Below are 247 nucleotides of genomic sequence, written 5' to 3' on the forward strand. Positions count from 1 at the left end.
GCCCGAGGCCGAACTGGCCGCGTGGGTCGCTTCCGCCCGGGACCTCGTCGACCGGCAGCGCCTCGCCTGGGGCCTGGAGCCGCTGTACGCCAACGCCCCGGCGGAGGCCGCCTGATGCCCGAGTGCACCTGCGGCCGGCACGGCGAGTGGTGCCAGCGCCACCCCGGGCCCGCCGGACCCGCCCGGTGACCCTGCTCGCCGCCTGGCTGCTCACCGCAGCCGTAGTCATCCCCGCCATCGCCTGGGC

The organism is Kitasatospora sp. NPDC057015 (genome assembly GCF_042673745.1).
Taxonomy (GTDB): Bacteria; Actinomycetota; Actinomycetes; order Streptomycetales; family Streptomycetaceae; genus Kitasatospora.